At 69.2% G+C, this 23,234-nt stretch carries 21 protein-coding genes; 12 read left to right on the forward strand and 9 right to left on the reverse strand.

Annotated features, from left to right (window positions below):
* The first annotated feature begins 13 nt into the window (after positions 1–13).
* From ACZ6DT_RS02440 to ACZ6DT_RS02450, 3 genes are all read left to right on the forward strand, one after another.
* Positions 14–1,225 carry a sensor histidine kinase gene (locus ACZ6DT_RS02440; RefSeq protein ID WP_465588789.1) on the forward strand — a complete coding sequence of 404 codons (1,212 nt, stop codon included), beginning with the start codon at positions 14–16 and terminating at the stop codon, positions 1,223–1,225.
* On the forward strand, positions 1,222–1,878 hold the full coding sequence (locus ACZ6DT_RS02445) for a response regulator (protein WP_005167029.1): 657 nt from the start codon (positions 1,222–1,224) through the stop codon (positions 1,876–1,878). Before ACZ6DT_RS02440 ends, ACZ6DT_RS02445 begins: the two co-directional genes overlap by 4 nt.
* A 219-nt stretch (positions 1,879–2,097) precedes the next feature.
* The gene (locus tag ACZ6DT_RS02450) at positions 2,098–2,511 is read left to right on the forward strand and encodes a VOC family protein (RefSeq protein WP_465587458.1); all 414 of its coding nucleotides are present in this window, start codon (positions 2,098–2,100) and stop codon (positions 2,509–2,511) included.
* A gap of 18 nt (positions 2,512–2,529) precedes the next feature.
* On the opposite strand, the gene ACZ6DT_RS02455 is transcribed toward ACZ6DT_RS02450, so the two are convergent.
* Positions 2,530–3,441, reverse strand: a complete 912-nt coding sequence (locus tag ACZ6DT_RS02455; RefSeq protein WP_465587461.1) for an SDR family NAD(P)-dependent oxidoreductase — start codon at positions 3,439–3,441, stop codon at positions 2,530–2,532.
* On the reverse strand, positions 3,442–4,020 hold the full coding sequence (locus ACZ6DT_RS02460; RefSeq protein ID WP_465587464.1) for a TetR/AcrR family transcriptional regulator: 579 nt from the start codon (positions 4,018–4,020) through the stop codon (positions 3,442–3,444). It abuts the gene before it with no gap.
* 190 nt (positions 4,021–4,210) lie between these two features.
* On the opposite strand from ACZ6DT_RS02460, the gene ACZ6DT_RS02465 reads away from it, so the two are divergent.
* The 6 genes from ACZ6DT_RS02465 (at position 4,211) to trmB (ending at position 9,172) form a co-directional block, all read left to right on the forward strand.
* Positions 4,211–5,152, forward strand: a complete 942-nt coding sequence (locus tag ACZ6DT_RS02465) for an ABC transporter ATP-binding protein (RefSeq protein WP_465587467.1) — start codon at positions 4,211–4,213, stop codon at positions 5,150–5,152.
* A 28-nt stretch (positions 5,153–5,180) separates the two neighbouring features.
* Positions 5,181–5,912 carry an ABC transporter permease gene (locus ACZ6DT_RS02470; RefSeq protein WP_465587470.1) on the forward strand — a complete coding sequence of 244 codons (732 nt, stop codon included), beginning with the start codon at positions 5,181–5,183 and terminating at the stop codon, positions 5,910–5,912.
* A gap of 151 nt (positions 5,913–6,063) precedes the next feature.
* Positions 6,064–6,984 carry an ABC transporter ATP-binding protein gene (locus ACZ6DT_RS02475; protein WP_465587472.1) on the forward strand — a complete coding sequence of 307 codons (921 nt, stop codon included), beginning with the start codon at positions 6,064–6,066 and terminating at the stop codon, positions 6,982–6,984.
* Positions 6,981–7,733 carry a hypothetical protein gene (locus tag ACZ6DT_RS02480; RefSeq protein ID WP_465587475.1) on the forward strand — a complete coding sequence of 251 codons (753 nt, stop codon included), beginning with the start codon at positions 6,981–6,983 and terminating at the stop codon, positions 7,731–7,733. Before ACZ6DT_RS02475 ends, ACZ6DT_RS02480 begins: the two co-directional genes overlap by 4 nt.
* Positions 7,734–7,949: 216 nt before the next feature.
* Entirely contained in the window at positions 7,950–8,444 is a 495-nt protein-coding gene (locus ACZ6DT_RS02485; RefSeq protein ID WP_465588792.1) for a hypothetical protein, read from the forward strand.
* A 44-nt stretch (positions 8,445–8,488) separates the two neighbouring features.
* Positions 8,489–9,172 carry a tRNA (guanosine(46)-N7)-methyltransferase TrmB gene (gene trmB, locus ACZ6DT_RS02490; RefSeq protein ID WP_465588795.1) on the forward strand — a complete coding sequence of 228 codons (684 nt, stop codon included), beginning with the start codon at positions 8,489–8,491 and terminating at the stop codon, positions 9,170–9,172.
* 216 nt (positions 9,173–9,388) lie between these two features.
* On the opposite strand, the gene ACZ6DT_RS02495 is transcribed toward trmB, so the two are convergent.
* Positions 9,389–11,641, reverse strand: coding sequence for an FtsX-like permease family protein (locus tag ACZ6DT_RS02495; RefSeq protein WP_465587478.1), 2,253 nt, complete (start codon positions 11,639–11,641; stop codon positions 9,389–9,391).
* Complete coding sequence (locus ACZ6DT_RS02500) at positions 11,641–12,336, reverse strand: ABC transporter ATP-binding protein (RefSeq protein WP_465587481.1); 696 nt, start codon at positions 12,334–12,336, stop codon at positions 11,641–11,643. Before ACZ6DT_RS02500 ends, ACZ6DT_RS02495 begins: the two co-directional genes overlap by 1 nt.
* A 180-nt stretch (positions 12,337–12,516) precedes the next feature.
* On the opposite strand from ACZ6DT_RS02500, the gene ACZ6DT_RS02505 reads away from it, so the two are divergent.
* The 3 genes from ACZ6DT_RS02505 to ACZ6DT_RS02515 are packed head-to-tail and all read left to right on the forward strand — an operon-like array spanning position 12,517 to position 16,261.
* Entirely contained in the window at positions 12,517–14,292 is a 1,776-nt protein-coding gene (locus ACZ6DT_RS02505) for a sensor histidine kinase (RefSeq protein ID WP_465587484.1), read from the forward strand.
* Positions 14,289–14,939 (forward strand): response regulator, encoded by a 651-nt coding sequence (locus ACZ6DT_RS02510; RefSeq protein ID WP_465587487.1) that lies wholly within the window; start codon positions 14,289–14,291, stop codon positions 14,937–14,939. Before ACZ6DT_RS02505 ends, ACZ6DT_RS02510 begins: the two co-directional genes overlap by 4 nt.
* 14 nt (positions 14,940–14,953) lie before the next feature.
* A complete protein-coding gene (locus ACZ6DT_RS02515) occupies positions 14,954–16,261 on the forward strand; it encodes an amidohydrolase family protein (RefSeq protein ID WP_465587490.1) in 1,308 nt (435 codons plus the stop codon).
* 249 nt (positions 16,262–16,510) lie between these two features.
* Here the strand turns inward: ACZ6DT_RS02515 and ACZ6DT_RS02520 are convergent, their stop codons facing one another.
* The 5 genes from ACZ6DT_RS02520 to ACZ6DT_RS02540 all read right to left on the reverse strand — a co-directional run bounded on the left by ACZ6DT_RS02520 (position 16,511) and on the right by ACZ6DT_RS02540 (position 23,098).
* Positions 16,511–17,197, reverse strand: coding sequence for an SDR family oxidoreductase (locus ACZ6DT_RS02520; protein ID WP_465587493.1), 687 nt, complete (start codon positions 17,195–17,197; stop codon positions 16,511–16,513).
* 105 nt (positions 17,198–17,302) lie between these two features.
* Entirely contained in the window at positions 17,303–19,030 is a 1,728-nt protein-coding gene (locus tag ACZ6DT_RS02525) for an arabinofuranosyltransferase AftB family protein (RefSeq protein WP_465587496.1), read from the reverse strand.
* Between the two features lie 53 nt (positions 19,031–19,083).
* Positions 19,084–19,701 carry a class I SAM-dependent DNA methyltransferase gene (locus ACZ6DT_RS02530; RefSeq protein ID WP_465587498.1) on the reverse strand — a complete coding sequence of 206 codons (618 nt, stop codon included), beginning with the start codon at positions 19,699–19,701 and terminating at the stop codon, positions 19,084–19,086.
* 132 nt (positions 19,702–19,833) lie between these two features.
* The gene (locus tag ACZ6DT_RS02535) at positions 19,834–20,883 is read right to left on the reverse strand and encodes an SdrD B-like domain-containing protein (RefSeq protein ID WP_465587501.1); all 1,050 of its coding nucleotides are present in this window, start codon (positions 20,881–20,883) and stop codon (positions 19,834–19,836) included.
* A 112-nt stretch (positions 20,884–20,995) separates the two neighbouring features.
* Positions 20,996–23,098: a PhoX family protein gene (locus tag ACZ6DT_RS02540; protein WP_465587504.1), complete on the reverse strand. Its 2,103-nt coding sequence runs from the start codon at positions 23,096–23,098 to the stop codon at positions 20,996–20,998.
* Positions 23,099–23,234: the final 136 nt, after the last annotated feature.

Consider the following 23,234-nt stretch of genomic DNA (forward strand, 5'->3'; position numbering starts at 1 on the left):
GTTGAGCCTCTGGATGCGTGCCCACCCCATGGCGGGCGACAGTTCCATCGCCGTCATCCTGCTCCTGGCCGACCTGCTGCTCTACGTGGCCGCGGCCGAGACGCCGGAAGTCCAGTCGATGCCGCCCTGGTACGTGGTGGTGCCGCTGGACCTCGCGATGGTCGCCCCGCTGGTCTTCCGGCGGAAGGCGACACTGTGGTCGGCATATCTCGTGCTGCTGATCGGCATCCCGCACGGGGCGCTGGAGCTGGGCGCCGCCAGCGCGTTCGCGGTGATGATCAGCATCTACTCGGTGCTGGTCTACGTCGGGCGCAAACAGGGACTGCTGTATCTGGTGGCGACGCTGGTCACCTCGGGGGTCCAGCTGTGGGTCGACCCGCCGGAGGACGTGTGGGTGCTGGCGATCATCGGCATCTTCTCCAGCGCGCTGTGCTGGACGCTCGGCGAGTTCGCCGGCGCGAGGCGCGCCTATCACGAGGAGGTGGAAGCCAGGTTGCATCTGCTTGAGACGGAACGGGACCAGGCGGCCAGGATCGCCGTCGGTGAGGAACGCGGACGGATCGCCCGTGAACTGCACGACGTCGTCGCGCACGCGGTGAGCGTGATGGTCGTGCAGGCCGACGGCGCGTCCTACGCGGTCGACGGGAATCCCGAGATGGCGAAACGGGCCTTGCAGACGATTTCGGACACCGGCCGCGGCGCGCTCGCCGAGCTGCGGCGGCTGCTGGACGTGCTCCGCAGTGACAGCGACGACGAACCGCGGGTGCCGCAGCCGGACGCCAGCGCGCTGACCGACCTCGCGGAGCGGATCCGCCAGGCAGGGGTGCCGGTGACGCTCGCGATCGGTTCGGACGTGCTGGCCGGGCTGCCCGCCGGTGTGTCGCTCGGCGTGTACCGGATCGTCCAGGAGTCGCTGACGAACACGCTGAAACACGCCGGACAGGGCGCGCAGGCGGAGGTGCTGGTGCGCCGGGAGGCCGACGTGATCGACGTCCGGATCACCGACGACGGCGCCGGCCGCGCGAACCAGCTGGTGCCCGCCGCGACGAAGACGGGGTCGCACGCCGCGCCGGCGGGCCCGCGGAGACTCACCGTCCCCGGCGGGAACGGATTGATCGGAATGAAGGAACGGGCGAACGTCTTCGGCGGCACGCTGGAGGTCGGGCCCGCTCCCGGTGGAGGGTGGCAGGTGCACGCGAGGCTCCCGGTTAGGTTGGCGACGTGATACGGGTGGTGGTCGTCGACGACCAGGAATTGATGCGCGTCGGGTTCCGGATGGTCCTGGGCGCGCAGGCCGACATCGACGTCGTCGGCGAGGCGGGGGACGGGGCGCAGGCCATCCGTCTCGCGGAGGAACTGCGGCCGGACGTCGTGCTGATGGACGTCCGGATGCCGGTGCTGGACGGGGTCGAGGCGACGAAGCGGATCGTTGAGGCCGGGACGGCACGGGTACTCGTGATGACGACGTTCGACCTGGACGAGTACGTCTATTCGGCGTTGCAGGGCGGGGCCAGCGGGTTCCTGCTGAAGGACACCCAGCCGGATCATCTGGTGTCGGCGCTGCGGGCGGTCGCTTCGGGCGACGCCGTTGTCTCGCCTTCGGTGACCAGGCGACTGCTCGACCGGTTCGTCGGCGGCGGCGGGAAGCCGATGCGCGACGCGGCCGAGCTCGACGTCCTCACCGAACGGGAGCGGGAGGTGCTCGTGCTGATCGCGAAGGGCCTCTCGAACCTCGAGATCGCCGAGACGCTGTTCCTGTCCGAGGCGACGGTGAAGACGCACGTCGGGCGGATCCTGTCGAAGCTCGATCTGCGCGATCGGGTGCAAGCCGTGGTGCTCGCCTACGAGACGGGTCTGGCGCGTCCCGGGGTCACGTGAGCCCGAGGCCGGATCACGCGTGCTTCCCGCCGGATCACGCGTGCTTCCCGCCGGATCACGCGTGCTTCCCGCCGGATCACACGTGTTCGTAGCCGGATCACGCGTGATCCGGCTAGCGGGGACGTGACAGCACCCCGGAGGTCTTGCGGAAAAGTGGTCATTCGGTGAGCACTTTGCGGTGGATCCTTGTCTCCAGAGCCACTACGCGAGGAGAAGCAAATGCTGCGAGGTCTCACCACCACCACGTTCTACGCCGACGACATGACCGCCGCGATCGAGTGGTACTCCGATCTCTTCGGGATCGAGCCGTACTTCGTCCGCAACGGTCCTGACGGCACGCCGGCCTACGTCGAGTACCGGATCGGCGACTACCAGCACGAGTTCGGCCTGGTCCGGGGCGACTTCCGGCCGCCGCTGGCCCAGCCCGGTCCGGGTGGGGCCATCGCGAACTGGGCCGTCGACAACGTCGAGGACGCCTTCGCGAAACTGCTCGAGAAGGGCGCGAAGGAGTACGAGCCGATCATCGAGCGCGGGCCGGGCTTCGTGACCGCGGCCGTCATCGACCCGTTCGGCAACGTCCTCGGCGTCATGGTCAACCAGCACTACCTGGACGTGCTGGCCGGGAGGAAGTAGGCCCCGGCCAGCACGGTCTCAGCGGTACAGGGCGTGATCGGCCGTCTCCGGATCCTTGCCCGCGTCCCGGACTTCGGCCATCCACTTGCCGAAGTCGGGACATGAGCCGTCGACGTCGGTCAGGCCGTACTCGTTCATCAACGTCCACGACGCGAGGGTCTTGCCCGCGAACCGCGAGACCTCCGGGTCGGTCGCCAGCTTCGCGACACCTCGCCCGAGCAACGTCGGCGTCTCCGAGATGGCGAAGTCGACCGGCGCCGACTTGCCCACCGCGTCCCGCCACGTCTCCTCGGTAACGCCGAAGTGGTCGAGCATGGCTTCCGAACGCAGGAAGCCGGGTGTGACCGTCATGCCGACGCAGTCGTATTTCTTCAGCTCGGCGCCGAGCGCCCTGCCGATCGCGCGGATCCCGCATTTCGCGAGGAAGTACGGGATCCCCGCGCCGACGTACTCGTCGTGGTCGCCGTCGGTGACCTCGATGACGAGCCCGCCTTTCCGCTTCACCACCAGCGGAAGCAGCCGGTGCAACGCGATCAGATGCGTGTCGATCGCGTTGTGCACCAGTGTGAGCGCGTCGTCGAGGCTGGAGTCCCAGTACGCCCCCTCGAAGTCCGCGAACGGATCACCACCCCAGACGTCGTCGACCAGGAGGTCGATCCGGCCATCCACTTCGGACTCGATCCTGGCCCGCAACGCGTCCACATCGGACACCACGGTGAAGTCGGTCCGGACGGGGATGCCCCGTCCACCCGCCGCGTCGACGAGTTCCGCGGTGTCTTCGATCGTCTCCGCCCGCTTCATCGGCGATGAATGCTCCCGCGTCGTGCGGCCGGTGACGAACACCGTCCAGCCGAGCCTGCCGAGCTCCACCGCGATCGCGCGGCCACATCCCCTGGTCGCCCCTGTGACCACGGCCACTTTCCGGTCCATTCAGGACACTCCTTTCCACGCGGTCAGCACCGCGTCCACGTCTTGCCCCATCCGATCGGCGATCCGGCCCTTCGGCCGGATCGACCAGTCCAGCGCGGCCCCGTTCGCCACCCCCAGCAGCACCCGCGCCGCGCGGACGACACCCGGCGCGGCCGGCAGGTCACGCGCCGCGACGCGCGTCAGCCGCCGTAATTCCGCCTCCACGGCGGTGAAATGTTCACCCAGCAGGGCACGGAGCTCCGGATCCCCGATATCCACCCCGAGCTGGCCGAGATGGTTCGCCGCCGTCTCCGGGGTGCCCAAACCCTCATAGACCACGACGACCGCCGCCCGCAGCGCCTCGACGGGATCGGCCTGCTCGCCGCAGTCCCGCATCCGCCCTACGACCGACCGCGTGTTCAACCGGCTCAACGCCCGCAAAAGGCCATTCTTCGAGCCGAATCGCTGGGCGACGGTGCCGACCGCGACCCCGGCTTCCGCCGCCACCTGGGCCAGCGTGAAACCCGGGCCGACCATGCCGATCACGGTCTCCGCCGCGGTCAGCAGTCGATCGTCGGTGATGGTGCGGGGTCTCGCCACGTAATTATTGAACCACGGTTCATTAACCCTGGCGAATCAGGGTCGCTCTCAGGGGTCTCACCGATCGCGTACGCCGCCGGGAGACGGCAAGCTACTTCTCAGGTCGGGTATCAGGTTGGCACCTCAGGATGACGCGCTCGACCACCCACATGGACGACGATTGTTCTCGCAGTCGCCGAGGGGAGCAGACATGATCGAGGCAGTGGGCCTCACCAAGCGGTACGGCAAGACACTGGCGGTGAACGACCTGTCCTTTTCCGTCGCGGCCGGGGAGGTCACCGGATTCCTCGGCCCCAACGGGGCGGGCAAGTCGACGACCATGCGCATGATCCTCGGCCTGGACAATCCGACCGCAGGCCAGGTGCGCATCGGGGGCAAGCTCTACCGCGAGCTGAAAGAACCGCTGCGCACGGTCGGCGCGCTGCTGGACGCCAAGTGGGTGCACCCCAACCGGTCGGCGCGAGCGCATCTGCGGTGGATGGCGAAGTCCAACAAGATCGCGGAGAGCCGGGTCGACGAGGTGCTCGAGACCGTCGGGCTCACCAGCGTCGCCGGAAAGCGCGCCGGTGGTTTCTCCCTCGGCATGTCGCAGCGGCTGGGGATCGCGGCGGCGCTGCTGGGCGACCCGGAGGTCCTCCTCTTCGACGAGCCCGTCAACGGCCTCGACCCCGAGGGCATCCTCTGGATCCGGAAGTTCATGCACCGGCTCGCCGACGACGGCCGCACGGTATTCGTTTCCTCGCACCTGCTTTCGGAGATGGCGCTGACCGCGAGCCACCTGGTCGTGATCGGCAAGGGGCAGCTGATCTCCCAGTCCTCCACCGAGGACTTCGTCTCACGGGCCGCCGAGAACACGGTCAAGGTCCGGTCGCCGCAGCTGCCGGCGTTGCGCGCCGCGCTGACCCAGGCGAGCGCCCAGGTCACCGACGCCGACCGAGCGCTCGTCGTGTCCGGTTTGGACAGTGACAAGATCGGTGAGATCGCCGCGGCCAACCAGATCGTGCTGCACGAGCTCAGCCCGCAGACCGGCTCCCTGGAGCAGGCCTTCATGCAGATCACCGGCGACTCGGTCGAGTACCACACAGGTCTCAGGGACGGCACTGCCGAAGCCGCGTTCTCCGCCGCCCAGTAGCCGCTCACTCTTCGAGGAAAGAAAAGCCATGACTCTGCTCGCCGTGGAACGCATCAAGCTGTTCACCACACGCTCACCCTGGTGGTGCGCGCTGGCCGCACTCGCGGTCGTGATCGGTTTCGCCGCCATCGTCTCCGGCGCCGCACCGGCCGGGGAACTCACCGACGTCAGCCTGACCCAGTTCGGTTACGGCTTCGGCATGGCCGTGATCATGGTGCTCGCCGCGCTTTCGGTGACCACCGAATACCGCTTCGGCACCATCCGGACCACCTTCCAGGCCGTGCCGAATCGCACCGCGGCACTGCTGGCCAAGACCGGCGTGGTCGCGACCCTGTCGCTCGTGATCGGCGAGGTCGCCTCGTTCGGCGCCTGGGGCCTCGCCTCGGTCATGCGGCCGGAAGACCTCGCGCTGAACACCGCCGCGGAGTGGACCAGTGTCGCCGGGGTGGGCGTGGTGTTCGCATTCGCCTCGGTGATCGCGATCGCCATCGGCATCCTGATCCGGCACAGCGCCGGCGCCATCTCGCTCGTGCTGATCTACGCCCTCGCGGTGGAGAACCTGATCCAGCTCATCCCGAAGATCGGCAAGGACATCTACGACTGGATGCCGTTCCACGTCGCCGACAGGTTCCTCACCGGTTCGGGCCCCGCCGCGGCGGAAGCACCGTTGAGCCAGGCCGGTTCGCTGGCCTACTTCGCCGGCTTCGCGCTGGTACTGCTGGTCATCTCGCTGGTCGTCGCGAACAAGCGCGACGCGTAAGGACTTCCACAGGGGAGAAGGCCGGACGCCTCGCTCGGGGGAGCGAGACGTCCGGCCGGGGAGAAAAAGGGGAACAAGGACCGGGCCGCCTAATCGGGGGGCAGCCCGGTCCTTTCCCGCGTAATGTCGGAATCCACCGGAGGGAGGGCTGATGATCGAGGCCACCGGACTCACGAAACGCTACGGCGACAAGCTCGCCGTCGAAGACCTTTCCTTCACCGCCGAAGTGGGGCGAGTGACGGGATTCCTCGGCCCCAACGGGGCGGGGAAGTCCACCACCATGCGGATGATGCTCGGGCTCGACAACCCCACGTCGGGCACGGTGACGATCGACGGCAAGGCCTACCGCGAACTGCGTGATCCACTTCGGACGGTCGGCGGCATGATCGACGCCACCTGGCGGCATCCCGGCCGCACCGCGCGCGAGCACCTCCGGTGGATCGCCGCGACGAACGGCCTGCCGGACAAGCGGGTCGACGAGGTGCTCCGGCTGGTCGGACTGGAACCGGTCGCCCGCAAACGGGCGGGGCAGTTCTCACTCGGGATGTCGCAGCGGCTCGGGATCGCCACGGCGTTGCTGGGCGACCCCCGCGTGCTGCTGTTCGACGAGCCGGTCAACGGACTCGACCCCGAGGGCATCGTGTGGATCCGGAAGCTGATGCACGCGCTCGCCGCCGAGGGCCGCACCGTCTTCGTGTCGAGCCACCTGCTGCCGGAGATGGCGCAGACCGCGCAGGACCTCGTCGTGATCGGCCGGGGGAAGCTGATCTACCAGGGCACGATGGAGGACTTCGTCGGCCGGGCGAAGGGGCTCGGCGTGCGGGTTCGCAGCCCGCATCTGCCCGAACTGCGGACGGCGCTGACCGAGAAGGGCGCCGGATTCCACGAGGAGGACGGCGCGCTCATCGTGTCCGAAATGGACAGCGACGACATCGGTGAACTCGCGTTCGCCGCGGGGGCGACCCTCCACGAGCTGAAGCCGCTCACCGGCTCGCTCGAACAGGCGTACATGCAGCTCACCGCCGAAGCCGTCGAATACGGCACCGGCCAGGTTCCGGAGGGCGTCCGATGACCGCGGCGAACATGCTCCGCGCGGAGCGGATCAAACTGCTGAGCACCCGCGCGCCCTGGTGGTGCGCGGGTATCGCGGTCGTGGTCGCGCTCGCCTACACCGCGCTCTTCTTCGGCTTCGTGCCGCTCGAGGGCCAGACGGGCGTCAACTCGACCCAGGTCGCCAGCGCGCTCGGCCGCACCGTGGTGCTGGTCCTCGCCATCCTCGCGGCGGCGACGGAGTTCAACTGGGGCACGCTGAAGCTCACCTTCCAGGCGGTCCCCTCGCGGGTGCCCGCGTTGCTGGCGAAGGGCGCCGTCGTCGGGGTGTTCTCGGGGTTGATCGGGCTGCTGGTGGGCTTCGGCTCGTGGGCGGTCGCGTATCTGATCAAACCGGCCGCCGACCTGGGGATCGCCTCGGGAGCCGACTGGCGCGCGGTGGCAGGCCAGGGCCTGACCTTCCTCCTGACGGGGCTGCTCGGCGTCGGTCTCGGACTGCTGTTCCGCAACCCCGCGTTCGCCCTCGGGTTCGCACTGGTCTGGACCCAGTTGATCGAGGGTCTCGTCGTGCTGATTCCCAAAGTGGGCGGCGACATCTACCAGTGGATGCCGTTCTTCGCGGCGAATCAATTCTCCGGACCGGATCTCACCGTGGCGATGTTGAAACTCGAGCCGCCGTTGGGGCCGTGGGGTTATTTGGCTTATTTCGGCGCCATCTGCGTGATTGTCTATACAGCCGGGCTGATGATCACTCATCGTCGGGACGCGTGAGCTTTTACCGCCTCCAAAGGAGTCAAGTCCACGTTAAGAGCCTGTGGCTTCTCTCACAGGAAGCGGACATACTGTTCCCGCCCGGGCGATGCTCGGGATGAGCCTATTTCGGCTCTTCGGCCCCGGAGGTGATCCTTGACGGTGGATTTCGGTCAGGGAGTGGAACGCAAGATCCCGCAAGCCCGCACGGAAAGTATGCAGCCTCGGCTCGAGCCCATGCTCGATCTCGAATGGTCACAGGCGATCGAACTGCCCCGCACGGTCGCGTCCGCGACCCGGCCATCCGATATCCGCCGCGCCTGGGTGCACCGCGCACCTGAAGATCTCGTTGTCGCGCTGTACCGCGCGTCCAGTGGAATGCACGGCGAAATTCCCGCCCCGTGGTGGCTTCGCGCCGTCGTGGAAGGCAGGCTCGACTCGCGGGAACTCGGTTTCCGCATCGAAGATCGCATCGCCGGCCTGCTCGGCAGGCGTCCCGGTTGGGAATTCGTCCCGTGGGCCGCGGACGGAGAATCCGGTTACTGGGAGTTCATGCCTTCCGAACGCGGAGCGTCCGGACTTTCGATCCCGACCACCGTGCTGAACACCAGCCGCCACGACGGCTGGATCGACGTTCTCCCCGCCCATGGCGGTACGACGCCGGCGCCGATCGCGGTCGCCGGATTCGCGGGCCTGCGCTCGCGGCTGGGGGAGTTCGAAGCGGTCCGCTGACCGCCGCGTTTAATGGGCTGGTGGAAAACGAGGACCAGCCACGGATGCGCAGCGTGGTCAGCTATGTCAACCGCGGCGGCCGGATGACCGTCGGGCAGCAGCGAGCCTGGGACGAACTCTGGCCGTCGCTCGGCCGCACCGTCGGCGAACTGCCCGAAGGCCCGGTGGACTTCGACGAGTGGTTCGGCAGGCGGGCCCCGGTCATGGTGGAGATCGGTTCGGGCATGGGCGAGACCACGTCCCAGCTCGCCGCCGCCGCTCCGGAACTCGACTACCTCGCGGTCGAGGTGTACGAACCGGGCCTCGGCCAGCTGATGTTGCGTGCCGAGAAGCTCGGGGTGAAGAACCTGCGGCTGATGCACGGTGACGCCGTCGTGCTGCTGACCTCGCACGTCGAACCGAGCTCGCTGTCCGGGGTCCGGCTGTTCTTCCCGGACCCGTGGCCGAAGAAGCGGCACCACAAGCGGCGGATCGTGCAGCCGGAGTTCGTGTCGCTGGTCGCCTCGCGGCTCGCGCCGGGCGGGACCTTCCACCTGGCGACCGACTGGGAGAACTACGCCGAGCAGATGATGGAGGTCTGCTCGGCCGAGCCGCTCCTGCGCAACCGCCACGCCGACGAGCCCGGCGGCTGGGCGCCGCGGCCGCGGTGGCGGCCGGTCACGAAGTTCGAGAACCGCGCCGACGTCGAAGGGCGGATCTCGCACGATCTGATCTTCGAGCGGGTCTAGCACGACAGAAAGGGCCGGTCAGAACGTCCCCACGTCCCTGACCGGCCCTTTCTCACACCCCGCACCTCGGGATACCCCCTGCGTATCCCCGGCGCCCCTTCACCCCTCCCCCGACAGAGGGATGACCGGGCGCCCGGCCCGTGGGTGGATCACCATCGACTCCACCCACGAGACCTGCCCGCCCGAACGCCATGACGCCATCCGGGCGAACTTTTCTCACTCGTCGGCCAGAGGCTCCGACTGCACCCGCTTGAGCGCCGGGGTCGAGACGGATGCCCCGAGCAGCGCCACCCCGATTCCCAGCACCACGGGCGCCAGCAGCCAGGGGCTCAGCACGACCGCGTCCTCCTCGACCATGCTGTAGAGCCCCATGCCGACTCCGATCCCGACCACACCCGCGCCGATGGTGGCCACCATCGCGGGCAGGGCCGCTTCCATCCGCAGCGCCCTCGCCAGCACCCGGACCGGTGTCCCGGCCGCGATGAGCGCCCCGAAGGTGCGACGGCGGTCCATCACCGAGCCCGCGGTCGCCACGGCCGCGCTGCAGCCGGCGAGCACGCCGGCGGCGATCAGGCCGATCACGGTGACCCGGCGCAGGTCGCCGAGTTCCTGCTGCTGGCCGATCAGGTACAGGCCACGGCTGATGACCTCCTGGCCCGGCGCCGCCCCGACCAGCGCGGTGCGCGCGACCTCGGCGTTCGCCGGGGTCGTCGGCAGGAGCACGTCGAGGTACTTCGGCTTGACGTCCGCGGGCAGCAGAGCCGGGTCGATGACGATCGTGCCGTAGGTGTCCTCGTCACTGCCCGGGTAGAGCCGCACCGAAGTCCGCGGATCCAGCTTCACGCCGGGCTTGTCGTACTCCGGCGTCAGGCGATACGCCGCCGGGTCGAGCTTGGACCTGCTGTAGATCGCGGGACCCGCCTGGCAGGAGCCGCCGATGTCCACCCGCAACAGCTTCGTGGCGTCCTCGCAGGTCATCACGAAGGCTCGGTTCACGGTCTCGTCGCGGGTCCCCATCTCGCCGCTCGCCAGGTAGACCTGACCGACCGCGAGGGCCTTGTCGGTGATCCCATTGCGGGCGAGGGAGGCGTTGGTCTTGTCGACCACCTGCTGCGCGTGGGTCGGGTCTGCTTCGGCGTAGAGGACGTTGTCCTTGAAGGTCCGTCCACCGCCTGCCATCGACTCGAACGACGGCAGCAGCGTGAGCGCCATAGAGCCGGTGAAGACCGCGAGCACGACACCCGCCGTGGCGCGGTACGCGCTCTTCGGGTCGTCACGAAGCCTGCGTCCGGCCAGCAGCGAGGCCGGTTTGCGCCAGATGCGGACGAACGTGCCACCCACCGCCGAGGTGACCCACGGTCCGATGATCGCGGCCGACCCGACCAGCAGGAACAGGCCGAACATCACCATCATCATCCCGCCGTCGCCGTCCTGGCTGACCGCGAAGAGGAAGAAGGCACCGGCCGCGGGGACCGTGAGCAGACGCCACCAGTGCAGCGGCTTGCGAGCGTGCGCCGAAGCCGCGAAAAGCGGCGTCTTCAGCACACGCCGGATGCCGAGGACCCCGGCGAAGACGACCAGCAGCGGGATCGCCACCGCGACCGCGATGGTCGAGCCGATCGACAGGCTGAAGTCGGAGGCGAGCCAGGTTCCACCGGCCCAGGGGACGAACGTCGAGAGGCCTTGTAGCGCCGGTGCCACGAGGATGCCGAGCAACGCGCCGACGACCGCGGACAACGCCGTTTCGGCGGCGACGATCTTCGTCACCTGGCCGGGGGTCGCGCCCGCCAGCCGCAACGCCGCCATCCGCACCTCACGCCGGGCGGCGGTGAGCCGGGCCGAAGACGCGACGAGCACCAGGCTCGGCACGAGCAGGACGATCACGCCGACCCAGGCGAGCAGTTCCAGCATCGGATCGGGCTTGGCCTCCTTGACGGGGAAGCCGTCCGCGGCCATCGCCGACGTGGGCATCGACTCCGGGGTGTGGCCGACGACGGCGACCAGCTGCTCCGGGTACAGGAGGGCATCGGGTCCGAGCGCGTCGACGAGTTTGCCGAACCGGTCCCCGAGCTGCGCCCGCGGTGTCGACTGGATCAGTTTCCCGAGCGCGGGGGAGACGATCGCCTCGCCGGGCGCGGGCAGCCGCGGGATGCCCGGCGGCAGGCTGAGCATCGGCGAAGTGCCGGTCTGGGCGATGTCGACGCGGGTGATCTCGCGGTCACCCGAGTAGTCCTTGTTCGCGGCCATCAGCAGCGGCGCCGTGCGCTGGGGCTGATCGGATCCGGAGTGGTAGCTGTGGATGTCCTGCCAGATCGCCCGCTGCGAGCGGGCCTGCGTGGCACCCGGGAGGGAGGCCAGCAGGAGCACCAGACTGGTCGCGACGGCGACCCCGACCGCGGTGAGGATGGCCGACGTGCGGGTCCGGCGGTCGACCCGGAGCACCCGCATGGCCAGCTGGAAACTGTTCATCAGGCGGCCAGCCTCGTCGCGATCAGGCCGTCACGGATGGAGACGGTGCGCGGCATGGCTTCGGCGAGTTCGCGGTCGTGGGTCACCACGATCACCGCGGCACCGCTGTCGGCGGCCGCGGCGAGCAGCGCGTCCATGGTGGCGCGGCCGGTGCGGGTGTCCAGGGCGCCGGTCGGCTCGTCGGCGAAGATCACCTTCGGCCGGTGCGTCAGCGCCCGCGCGATCGCGACTCGCTGCGCTTCCCCACCGGAGAGCTCTCCGGGGCGGCGCTTCTCCTTGCCCGCCAGGCCGAGTTTCGCCAGCCATTCGCGGCCGGCCTCGATGGATTCCTTGCGGCCCTTGCCACTCAGCAGCGACGGCAGTGCGACGTTCTCCTCGGCGCTCAGCTCGGCGACGAGCATCCCGGACTGGAACACGAAACCGAACTCGGTACGCCGCAATTCGCTGCGCTTGCGCTCGTTGAGCTGGTCGACCCGCTGTCCGGCGAGGAAGATCTGTCCGGAGTCGGCGCGGAGGATCCCGGCGAGCACGTGCAGCAGCGAGGTCTTGCCGGAACCGGAAGGCCCGACGATGGCGACCGCGTCCCCCGCCTGGATGTCGATGTCGATCCCGGCCAGCGCGTGCTGCGTGCCGTACCGCTTCACCAGTCCACGCCCGGCGAGTACCGGCTGCTCTGTCCACTGTGGATCTACCACCGCGAGTCTCCCTAGTCAGTCACTTGTGTTCGGCTTCGGGAGAGAGCTTCGCGGTGAAGGGCCGGTGTCCACTTCGGGCAGACGGCCAGTGCTGATCACCCGCGCATCGGCCGATCGGCCGACCCTGCTCGGGCCGGTCGGCCAAGGTGCGGACGGCGGCGGATCCTCTACCGTCACGGTGTGACAGCAGGTCCCTCCCAGAACAGGTTCTCCGCGCGGGTGAGTGTGCTCACGCGCCGGATCGGCATGCCCGCCGTCGTCCTGCTGGCCGCGTTCGCGTTCGACCTGGTCTTCGTGACCGACGCCGCCTTCGACGACACGGGCCCCCGCGGTATCGATCTGCTGCTGTTCCCCGGGATCTTCGCGATGGTGTTCTGCGCGCTCTGGGCGCGGAAACGGGCAGCCGTCGCGGCCGTCGCGGCCTCGGTCGTCCTGGTCGCCTACACGCTGGTCGTCCGGTATTTCGACATCCCGACCTATTCGAGCGTGCTCGCCCACCTGTCCATCACCGAGGTGGTGGCGGGCGTCGAAGTCCTGTTCTACGCCGCACGCCGGACGCGGCCGGGTGTCGCGTTCGCCGTGATCTCCGGCCTGGTGCTGGCGACCCTGACCGCGGTTTCCGGCCGCTACTACTACGGCGACACCTCGAACGGCACCATGGCGCAGGCGATGCTCTTCGGCGGGATCCTGCTGGGCGGGACGCTGATCTTCGCGATCCCCGGGCGTGACCGCACGGTGCACCCGAAACGCTACGAGAAGCTGCAGAAACTCAACAAGCTGGTGATGGGCCAATGGCCGCTCCTCACCCTGCTGGCCTTCGCACTCGTACTGGAGTTCGGCTTCACCTACGAGGCCAGGGCCCATGGGCTGCCCGTGCTGGTCTGCTCGATCGTCGCCGCGGTCATCGCGGTCGCGGCACCGAGGCGGCCCTCCGACGCGATGATCGCGCTCGCCGCCGTCATGCTGCTTTCGGCGCTGGTGACGCCGTTCCTCCGGCTCGGCTACGACTACCCGATGCCCGGTGGCGTGCCGGGGACGCAGATCGTCGCGGGGATGGGGCTGGTCGTCACCCTGGTCCGCGCGGTCGGGCTGAGCAAGGCCGTGTCCCGGATCGCCGGACTCTCGGCGGTGGTCGCCGTGGCCGCCATCCTCAACACCAAACGGCCGAGTAGCCGTCTGCTGACAGACCCGGACGACATCGCCGGGTACGGAACCATCGCGCTGCTGCTGCTCGGCATCTCGGTGGCGGTCGGCCTGGCACTGCGCTCGCGGGATTCGGAACGCACGCAGGTCATCCAGTCGGCGATCAGCGACGCGCAGACCTCGGAGCGGATGGCGTTGGCGCGGGAACTGCACGACGTCGTCGCCCACCACGTCACCGGGATCGTCGTGCAGGCGCAGGCGGCGAAGATGATGGGCGAGAAGAACCCGCAGATCGCGGTCGAGGCGATGGGCCGCATCGAGGACGCCGGGGTGGAGGCGCTCGCGGCCATGCGGCGGCTCGTGCGGAGCATGCGCGGTGACGCTCCGGCCGGAAGCAGCGAGTTCAGCGAACAGGCCACCACCGATCTCGCCGCCGATCTGCGGACGCTGATCGAACGGTCGAACCACGGCGTGAAGACGTCGATGAAGCTCGAACTGCCGCCGGACGTGCCGCACGAGGTCGGCCGGTCGGCGTTGCGGCTGGTGCAGGAGTCGCTGACGAACGTCGGCAAGCACGCGTCCGGCGCGAAGGAGGCGCTGGTCATCGCCGAGGTGAGCGGGAACGAACTGCACCTCCAGGTGACCGATGACGGACGCGAGCCGGAGCGTCGTCCGGCGGGCGGGTCGGGCGGTTACGGTCTGATCGGCATGCGCGAACGTGTCGCCCTGCTCCACGGCCGGCTCTCCGCCGGACGGGCGCCGGGCGGCGGATGGCGCGTCGAAGCGTGGCTACCACTTGAAGGAGAAGAGTGATCCGGGTATTGATCGCCGACGACCAGGACATGGTGCGGATCGGCTTCCGGATGATCCTGGACGCCCAGGACGACATCGAGGTGGTCGCCGACGTGGCGGACGGTGTCTCGGCGGTCGCGAAGGCGCGCGAGCTGCGGCCGGACGTCTGCCTGCTGGACATCCGCATGCCGGGGATCGACGGGCTAGAGGTCACCAAGCAGCTGGCGGGACCGGACGTCGCCGATCCGCTGAAGGTGGTGGTGGTCACGACGTTCGACCTCGACGAGTACGTGCACACCGCACTGCGGAACGGCGCGAGCGGGTTCCTGCTGAAGGACGCCGGGCCCGCGCTGCTGATCGAGGCGGTGCGGGCGGCCGCGCGCGGGGACGCGCTGGTCTCGCCGCAGATCACCGTCCGGCTGCTCAAGCATTTCGACGGCGGGACGGTGAAACGCGACGTCAGCCCGCCTTCGGAACCGCTGACCGCGCGGGAGCTGGACGTGGTCAAGGCCGCCGCGAAGGGGCTGACGAACACCGAGATCGGCGCCGAGCTGTTCCTCTCGCTGTCCACGGTGAAGACGCATCTCGCGTCGGTGCAGGGCAAGATCGGTGCGCGGAACCGGGTGGAGACGGCGGCCTGGGCGTGGCGAAGCGGTGTCGTGGACTGACCTAAGCTCCTTTCATGCAACGCCGTTTCCACGCTCCTGTCGTTCTCCCCGCCGACCCCGCCTGCTCGTTGCTGCGTGACGCCGTGGTCGACGTGGACGAAGCGGGGCGTATCACCCATGTCGGTCCCGCGTCCGGGGCTCCCGAGACGTCCGCTCCCGTGACCCGGTTGAGCGGTCTTCTCCTGCCCGGCCTGGTCAACGCGCACGCGCACAGCCCGATGACGCTGCTGCGCGGGATGGGTGGTGACCTGCCGCTGCTGCGGTGGCTGACCGAGATCATCTGGCCTGCCGAAACGAAGCTGAAGCCTGCCGACATCCGTACCGGCATGATGCTTGGCTCGGTCGAAATGCTGCGACACGGCGTCACGACCAGCGCGGAGATGTACTTCGAAGGCGAGCAGCTCGCCGACGCGGTACTCACCACCGGTGGCCGGCTGGTGCTGGGTCCGCCGATCATGGAACTGCCGGGGATGGACTGGCGCGCGATGCTGAAGAGCATCGAGCGCTGGATCGACGCCGACGGCCTGCGGTTCGGGCCCGGCGAACGGATCGAGGTCGGCTACGGACCGCACTCGGCGTACATGCTGAACGCCGAAGCGCTGCGCGCGACCGCGGAATCGGCGGCCGAACGCGGTGCGCTGGTGCAGATCCACGTGGCCGAGGCGGCGCTCGAAGACGTCAAACAGCGTGAAGAGCACGGCTCGGTGCCCGCGCTGCTGGAGAAGGTCGGGATGCTGCGGGGCCGGACGCTCGCCGCGCACGCCATCCACCTGTCCGACGAGGACATCGCGCTGTTCGCCGCCCGCGGGGTCGGGATGGCGCACTGCCCCGGCTCGAACGCGAAGCTCGCTTCGGGCATCGCGCGCGTGACGGAGCTGCGGAAGGCGGGCGTCGCCGTCGGGCTCGGCACGGACGGCCCGGCGTCGAACGACGACATCGACCTGTGGGAGGAAGTGCAGCTCTCGGCGATGTTCGCGCGGCTCGCGACCGGCGAGTCGACCGTGCTGACCGCGGCCGACGCCTTCCTGCTCGGCACCCGCGGCGGCGCGGACGCGCTGGGCCGGACCGACATCGGCGCGCTGGAAACCGGCCGATGGGCGGACATGGTGCACGTCGACCTCGACGACCCGGCCTTCGCGGCAGGGATCGACGTCCCGGACGAGCAGCTGCTCTCGAACCTCGTCTGGGCCGCGGGCTCGCGGCGCGTCCGCGACGTGTGGGTGGCGGGTGAGCAGGTCGTCGGCGACGGCGAATCCCTGCGCGTCGACCGCGCGAAAGTACAGGCCGAAGTCGCCGAAACCTCGGCGCGGCTGCGCTCTTAACTCACCTACGCAGCCCCCACCCATCCCAGGGGGCGGCCCCGAAGCCAGTCTATCGGGGTTGGGCCTGGCTTCTGAGGGAAAGTGCTGGTCAGGGCCCGGTTGTCCACAAGGGTGCGGGGCTGTGGACAACCGGTGGCTTGCCCGTCCGGAAGGTGGGGTGCTCCCAATGTGACATGGGGGACGCTGAGCGTCTCCAATGCCGCATTGGGGACACGCGGGGATCCACGAGCGAGCGAGGAGCCGTGGCGGCTAGACCAGGCCGCGCGGCCGAAGGGTCACGTCGGTGGGGTGTGCGTCGCCGGTGGCGGAGACCGCGGCGAGTACGGCGGCCGCGACGGATTCGGGGCGCAGGAAGCGTTCCGGCTCGTACGCGCGGCCCTCGTCGGCGATGATCGCCTGCTGCATTTCGGTGTCCGTGCGGCCGGGGTAGACCGACGTCACCCGCAGCGTGGACTCCTCCTCCCGCAGCGCGTCAGCGAAGGCGCGGACGGCGAACTTGCTGGCCGCGTACGGACCCCAGCCCGGGCGCGCGTTCTGCCCGGCACCCGAGTTGATCACGACGACGTGCCCCTTCGCGGTCCGCAACGCGGGCAGCAGCTGCCTGGTCAGCGTGACGACTCCTAGGACGTTGACCTCGAAGTTCGCTCGCCAGTCGGCGTCGGTCGCGGCCTCGACCGTGCCGAGCCGCGCGACACCCGCCGAGTGCACCAGCACGTCCAGCGCGCCGAATTCGGCGGTCGCCGACTCCAGCGTCTCGGCGTCGGTCAGGTCGATCGGCCACGGCCGGGCGTCGGGCAGAGTGCCCGCCAGCGCGCCGAGCGCGTCGGCGTCGCGACCGCCGAGCAGCAATCGGTGGGTCGGAGCGAGCGCGCGGGCGACCGCGGCGCCGATGCCTCGGGTGGCGCCGGTGACGAGAGCCAAGGGGAGATCAGCCATACCGCCACGCTAGTGGTTCGGATTCGAACCACTGACGCGTGTCCAGAAAGCGAACTCACGTGATCAGAAACCGAACTCGCGTGATTGGACGGCGAACTCGCGTGTCTAGGTGCCGCAGACGACCGGCGGCTTCGCTACCCGGGGGAACCGGATGGAACCGCGCGTGAACGACCCGATGAGGTTGTCCGCGAAGCGGCCGGCGGTCAGCGGATCCCGCACCGACGCGTCGATCGCCACGATGTCCGGGCAGTCGAGCGCCGCTCTCGCGGCGGCGACGTCCTCACCGCGGGCCGGGCCGCCCTCGGCGATCGGGAGCCGCGCCGAATTCGCCAGCTCCCACACCGGGGGCAGCCATTTCTGGTGGCCGGGCCTGCCGTTGGCGAGCGAGGTCGAATGCGCGGCGAACGGGTTGGCGAGGCCGTATCCGTCACGAAGTCGCATGTCGAGCGGGATCAGCAGGCCGAGAGCACCCATGCTGTCCGCGGCGACGGTCACGTACGGCCGGTTCGTCGGGTACGCGTACCAGCGTCTGGTCGCGTAGTCCTGGATCAGCACCGCGGGGCCGTTCACGCCTCGGATCGCTTCCAGCGTCGACGGCATCAACGGGTGGCCGGCGTAATCCTCCGCCAGGATCGGATGCTCGTGCCCTGTCGACCGCGACCAGAACGAGCGCTCATCCGTGACGCCGACAGCGCGCGGAGAAGCCGAGTACGACGGGCGAAGCGAGCTGACGGCAACGACCGCCCAAATCCCCACGATGGCCAGAAGCACCACGCTCACCCTCGTCACCGGCAAGGCCAGCACGGGCAACAACAGGCAGAACAGCGCCGGCAGCAGCATGCGCCCGTGCATGAAGTCCCCGCCGACCCGGGTCACGTACAGCGCGAGCAGCACCGCGCCGACGACCGGAACCGCCGCGAGCACCGCGAAAGTCTTGTCCACAGTGGACGTGACGGTGACGACCGCGGCGGCGAGTGCCAGCAAGGGGAGCCACAGCCAGTACGGCTGGACGAGATCGGTCAGGTACGCCCAGCCGCGAGCCCAGTTCGCCTCCGACGCCTCTTTGACCAGCGCGGTGTTCGGCGTCAGCAGACCGTAGTAGCCCATCCGGAACACCTGATAGGCCAACGGAAGCACGGCCGCCACCGCCAGCAGCCCTGACGCGCGGCGACGCCCCGGCCGCGCGAGCGCGAACAGCGCGGACAACACGACGACACTGAACAGCGCGAGATCGGGCCGTACCAACGGCCCCAGCCCGGCGACCAGCGCGACCGGCCAGGTGCGTAGATCGTCCATTGTGGACATACGACGGACGAGCAGCCACCAGGTACCGCCGAGCCACAAGGTGATCAGGCCGGTCTCGAGCCCGGACGTCGCGAAGTCACGGAACGGCGGTAACGCGCACACCACCAGCGCGCCGGCGGGTGCGAGTCCGTGGAACGCCAGCGGCTGGTAGAGCCGCCGGGCGCCGTCCAGGCCGAAGAACAGCCCGGCGACCGAAAAGAGCAGCCCGGCGACCACGGAGAGCCACTCCAGCGGCACTCCCGGGATCAGCCCGAGCACACTCAGCATCACCGTCCACAAAGGACTGGTGTTGGTCTCGACCCGCTCGCCGATGTTGAACACCGGCCCGTTGCCCGCCAGGATCTGGCGGACCGTCCGCAGCACGATCAGCCCGTCGTCGCTCATCCAGCGGCGACGCCAGGCCAGCTCGGCGTAAACCATCAGCACCAAACCGAACCCGAACCACATCCAGGTCGATGGCCGCCGGAACCAGGTACGCGAAGGCCAGTCGGGCGTGTTCTCACCCGTTGTCGTGTTCGTCTGCGTCATGGCCCCGCCCGCCTCGGTTGCGTGCGCAGGAGATCAGGTCCTCGGCCCGCGAGTCAAACCGCGCGGGCGGCGAGGCAGGCCTGGGGTAGCTTTCTCCCTTCCATGGTCAGCCGCGCGGTGACCTCGAAGCCGGCCTGCTCCAGCAGGCCGGCGACCCTGCCGGGCTCCAGCAGGTACGCGTCGTAGGTGACCGGGTGGCCGTACGCCGTCTTCGGGCTCAGGCGCTCGTCGCCGACGTGGAACCCGAGCAGCAGCCGCCCGCCCGGCGCGAGCACGCGGTGGAACTCCGCGAACACCGCCGGGAGCACCTCCGGCGGCAGATGGAAGATCGACCACCAGGCGACGAGACCGCCCAGTTCACCGTCCGGGAGCTCGAGGGCGGTCATCGAGCCGACGAAGAACCGCAGCTCAGGATGCTGACGGCGGGCGATCTCGATCATCTTCGGCGACAAGTCGACACCGGTGACGTCCAGGCCGAGCGAAGCCAGATGTGCGGTGACATGGCCGGGGCCACAACCGACGTCGGCGACCGGGCCGCGCACCTGTTCGGCGAACGCCGCGAGCATCGCGCGGCTGATCGGCTCCTGCTCGAAGAGCGGTCCGACCCGCGCCACGTAGTCCTCGGCGACGGTGTCGTAGGACTCGCGGGTGGCGTCGAGATGTGAGGTCACGGCGGGCGACGTTAGCGGCACCCACCGACAGTTCTCGCTCGTGAGGCGGTGCGGACGGGCTCTGACGAGGGGCGGCGCGAATCGGGCGTGTTGCGAACCGGCCAGGGTGCTCTCAATGGGGCATTGGGACGCTCAGCGCCTACAATGTCCCATTGAGAGCATCGAACGAGCCATCGGTACGCCACAACCGTCTTGGTCCAGCCGCCACACGAAGTCGCCCGGCCTGCTCGCCAGCGCGTTCAACCCCGCCGCGAGCGTCAGATCCAGGCGCTTGCGAGGGCCGACCGTGGTCGTGGTGGTGCAGCCGTTCGCCGGGTCTGCGTCCGAATCCTTCGCGTCGTCGCCCGCGTCCTTCGTCGTGTACGTGAAGGGAAGCCCGCTGATGTCGAAACAGACCTGGTAGATGCCGTCTTTCAGTTTGGTGAAGCGGTACTTGCCGCCGGCATCCGTGGCGAGGGTGTCGAGAGCCGTGCCCGACGCGTCCTTCAAAGTCACCTTCACGCCCTGAACGCCCGGCTCCCCGGAGTCCTGCAGACCGTTCCGATCGAGGTCGTTCCAGACGAACTCGCCGATCTCGTCGATGGCGGGCGGCGGGGTGACCTTGATCGTCGTGGTCGCGGTCTTCTTCGGCACCTTGCCGCTGGAGACGGTCACGGTGCTGACGTGGCCGTCGTCCGCTTCCGTGACGTTCTTGTGGTCACAGGTGACGGTCGCGGATTTGCCGCCTTCGAGGGTCGCGATCGGGGTGGGTTTCACGTCGCAATACGGGTCTTCGGCCTTGATGTCGGTCAGCGTCGTGGTGCCGTCGTTGGTGACGGTGAACCGGTAGTTCGCGGTGGTGCCCGCCTCCAGCGTGGCCGTGGCGCCCCAGGCCCCGCTCGCCGGATCCCGCACCTCCGCCTTGGCCGAGAACGAGGCGACCTGCGAATGGACGCAGTCCCGCACGACCCGGTTGCGGTCGGTGGCCGTCGACAGCCGCGGCTGCTCGCTCCTCGGCGTTCCGTCGGGCACGGGGGCGGCCGGGTCGAACGGGTACCCGGCAGGCGGGCTGCCCTGTTCCACGCTCGGATTCGGCGCGGCGCCGCCAGTGCAGCCGGACGGGACGGTCGCGGCCAGCGCGGACACGGGAACGATGCCCACCACCAGCGCGCCTGCCACCATGAACACCAGTGCCCTTTTCACAGGGCTGAAGCTAATGAGCGCGACGGGATTCCGGCATCACCGAACGGTGTCGTCCGGCGCCCCGATCAGGCAGAAGAAGTCTCGCCGAGAGTGATCGGGGCGCCGGAAGCCACTACTTGACGCCGATGCGGCCGACCTGGCCCCAGCGGCCCTTCTTCCACACCGACACGATCGACGGCCGCGGCTGTGTCGTGCCGCCGTCCGGCCAGTGCGACGTCGGGTTCGCGGAGCTGGGCGCGTCCTCACCGGGGTGCTGCACGGCGACGAGCACCAGGTGGTCGGTCACCACCGGGCCACAGCATTCCGCGCCGACCGGAACCGACAGGAACTGCTTGACGTGCCCGCGTTCCGGACCGTCGACCGGCACCGAGAACAGGCCGTCGTGGGAGCCCAGCGCGTTGCCGTCGGTGGAGATCCACAGGTTCCCGTGCCGGTCGAACGCGACGTTGTCCGGGCACGAGATCGGGCTGACCTGCTCCTTCGGGAAGCCGCCGAAATAGGTGTCCGCCGTCTTCGGGTCACCGCAGACGAGCAGCAGCCGCCAGGAGAACTTCGTGGCCGCGGCGTCCCCGCCGTTCTCTTCCCACTCGAGGATGTGCCCGTTGCGGTTGTTCGGCCGCGGGTTCGCCTCGTCGACGTTCGCCTTGCCGGCGGGGCCACGCTGGCTGTTGTTGGTCAGCGCCGCGTAGATCCGGCCGTTGACCGGGTTCGGCTCGATGTCCTCGGGGCGGTCCATCTTGGTCGGCTGGACCTTGTCCGCGGCCTCCCGGGTGAACACGTAGACCTCTTCGGCGGTGAAACCGTCCACAAAGGACTTGTTGCCGGCGGCCAGCGGGATCCACTCGCCGACGCCGTCGAATTCGCCGTCGCTCGGCAGCTTTCCGGTGCCGTCGATCTCGCCGGCCGGGCTGTCGCCGGTGAACCGGCCGACGTACAGGGTGCCGTCGTCGAGCAGCGCCGAGTTGTGGCGACGCGCGTGCGCGCTCTTGCCCGGCTTGAACTTGCCCTTGGAGACGAACTTGTAGATGTACTCGAAGCGCTCGTCGTCACCGGAATAGACGGCGACACGGCCGTCCTTGGTGATCTTGACGTTCGCGGCCTCGTGCTTGAACCGGCCGAGCGCGGTGTGCTTGATCGGCGTCGAGTTCGGGTCGTTCGGGTCGATCTCGACGACCCAGCCGAACCGGTTGGCCTCGTTGGGCTCCTGCGCGAGATCCCAGCGCTTGTCGAATCGCTCCCATTTGCGGGTGCTGGCGGTGCCGGAGAAGCCGTACCGCTTCAGCCGCGCGGCGGCGACCGGGTCGGTGACGCTCGCCGCGTTGGCGAAGTACTGGTTGACGTTCTCCTCACCGGAAAGCACGGTGCCCCAGGGGGTCACGCCGCCGGCGCAGTTGTTCTGCGTGCCGAAGACCTTGCGGCCGGTCGGGTCGGCGGAGGTCTTGAGGTACTTCGAACCGGCGGCCGGACCACGCACCTCGAAGGCGGTGTTCAACGTGATGCGACGGTTGAACGGGCTCGGCACCGTGCGCAGCGCGCCACCGATCGGGTCGCGGAAGGCCTGGACGACCGAAAGGCCGTGCGCGGCCCACGCGATCTTGACCTGCTCCTCGGTCGGGTTGGCCGGGTCGTACTGGTCGGCCGGGAACATGTGGACCTCGGTGGTGTACTCGTGGTTCACCACCAGCAGGTTGCGGATGCCCAGCGGATCCTGCGGGATCAGGCCGACGAAGTCGCAGTTGTAGCCGAACTGCTTAGCCTGCGCGGCCGCGGTCTGCTTGCGGAAGTCGAACTTCGGCGCGCCGAATTCGACGGCGTCGCCCCAGCGGATGACGACGCGCTGCTCGTAGCCCTCGGGGATGGTGATCGCGTCGAGCGTGTTCGGCGGCACCGCTTCGAAGTCGGTGCCGGGCACCGGACGCCCGGGGCGGCCCGGCTTCCCGTGGCCCGCGGCGGAGACGTCGGCCGGGGTTTCGGCGGCGGCCGTGCCGGACAGCGCGGCGAAACCACCGGCGGCCGCGGCCATCACGGCGCCCGCCTTCAGCGCGCCACGACGGGACAGCATGTTCTTGACGACGTCACCGAAGTATTCGTTGTCCGACGTGTTGGGCTCGGGGTGGGCGCACGCGTTGCCGCAGCGGTACTCGCAGGTGACCGCGGAGCGGCCACCGGGGTGGGAGGTGATCAACGGCAGCAGCCGCTGAGGCTCGAAGGACACAGGGCCTCCATGGTCGCGGTGGGTACACGTAGTCCAGTCGGGGGAACGCAGTTACGTTAAGCGACCAAAACGATCCAGCTCTGGCCAGCAGGTGAACAGCGCGCGAACGAGCGATGGCGCGCTGCCGGACCGGCCG

The sequence above is a fragment of the Amycolatopsis sp. NPDC041971 genome (assembly GCF_055588925.1).

Excerpts from the sequence above, each read along its gene's own strand:
- ACZ6DT_RS02440 (WP_465588789.1), top strand. The coding sequence starts at position 14 with ATGCGTGCCCACCCCATGGCGGGCGACAGTTCCATCGCCGTCATCCTG.
- ACZ6DT_RS02450 (WP_465587458.1), top strand. The coding sequence starts at position 2,098 with ATGCTGCGAGGTCTCACCACCACCACGTTCTACGCCGACGACATGACC.
- ACZ6DT_RS02455 (WP_465587461.1), bottom strand. The coding sequence starts at position 3,441 with ATGGACCGGAAAGTGGCCGTGGTCACAGGGGCGACCAGGGGATGTGGC.
- ACZ6DT_RS02465 (WP_465587467.1), top strand. The coding sequence starts at position 4,211 with ATGATCGAGGCAGTGGGCCTCACCAAGCGGTACGGCAAGACACTGGCG.
- ACZ6DT_RS02470 (WP_465587470.1), top strand. The coding sequence starts at position 5,181 with ATGACTCTGCTCGCCGTGGAACGCATCAAGCTGTTCACCACACGCTCA.
- ACZ6DT_RS02475 (WP_465587472.1), top strand. The coding sequence starts at position 6,064 with ATGATCGAGGCCACCGGACTCACGAAACGCTACGGCGACAAGCTCGCC.
- ACZ6DT_RS02480 (WP_465587475.1), top strand. The coding sequence starts at position 6,981 with ATGACCGCGGCGAACATGCTCCGCGCGGAGCGGATCAAACTGCTGAGC.
- ACZ6DT_RS02485 (WP_465588792.1), top strand. The coding sequence starts at position 7,950 with ATGCTCGATCTCGAATGGTCACAGGCGATCGAACTGCCCCGCACGGTC.
- trmB (WP_465588795.1), top strand. The coding sequence starts at position 8,489 with ATGCGCAGCGTGGTCAGCTATGTCAACCGCGGCGGCCGGATGACCGTC.
- ACZ6DT_RS02495 (WP_465587478.1), bottom strand. The coding sequence starts at position 11,641 with ATGAACAGTTTCCAGCTGGCCATGCGGGTGCTCCGGGTCGACCGCCGG.
- ACZ6DT_RS02515 (WP_465587490.1), top strand. The coding sequence starts at position 14,954 with ATGCAACGCCGTTTCCACGCTCCTGTCGTTCTCCCCGCCGACCCCGCC.
- ACZ6DT_RS02520 (WP_465587493.1), bottom strand. The coding sequence starts at position 17,197 with ATGGCTGATCTCCCCTTGGCTCTCGTCACCGGCGCCACCCGAGGCATC.
- ACZ6DT_RS02525 (WP_465587496.1), bottom strand. The coding sequence starts at position 19,030 with ATGACGCAGACGAACACGACAACGGGTGAGAACACGCCCGACTGGCCT.